Annotated in this window: 1 protein-coding gene and 1 pseudogene; one reads left to right on the top strand and one right to left on the bottom strand. The window is 63.5% G+C overall.

The genetic code is table 11. The annotated features are described in order from the left end of the window. Positions 1-198: pseudogene (locus AACY52_RS31340) on the top strand (hypothetical protein); the annotation flags it as partial. A gap of 3 nt (positions 199-201) precedes the next feature. On the opposite strand, the gene AACY52_RS31335 reads toward AACY52_RS31340, so the two are convergent. Then, the coding region (locus AACY52_RS31335) for a DUF2721 domain-containing protein (protein ID WP_339561546.1) at positions 202-446 on the bottom strand (245 nt) is incomplete at its 5' end.

Raw genomic sequence — 446 nt, 5'->3', positions numbered from 1 at the left:
GCTGGCTATCCGCACCTGACGGTGCCGATGGGCCTGGTACGCGGCGTGCCGGTCGGGCTGTCCTTCATCGCGACGGCGATGGGGGATTCGACGGTGCTGCAGGCGGGCTATGTCTATGAACAGGCGGCCAAAGCACGGGTTGCGCCCACCTATGCCGCGACCAACGATGCCGGGCCGGGGCTTGATGGCGCGCGTTAACGCCTAGCGTTCCAGCAATTCCGGGCGGATGTGGATCGCGGTCAGCGACATGCGCACTTCGATCAGGAACGACACCAGCGCCGAGATCAGCAATCCCATCGCCAGGATGAAGGATAGCGCGACGATGGTACCGATGTGGAGCTTGATCAGCACCGCGACGAACAGCAAGGCCACGACCAGGCACGTCATTACCGCGCTCGACACAGCCATCATCAATGCCGCGTTGAATACCGACATGCGGCGGTCGA

It is taken from the genome of Pseudomonas sp. EA_65y_Pfl1_P113 (genome assembly GCF_963970525.1).
Classification (GTDB): Bacteria; Pseudomonadota; Gammaproteobacteria; order Pseudomonadales; family Pseudomonadaceae; genus Aquipseudomonas; species Aquipseudomonas tritici.
The sequence above is the reverse complement of the archived record's forward strand: the minus strand, read 5'-3'. Positions and strand labels throughout refer to the sequence as shown.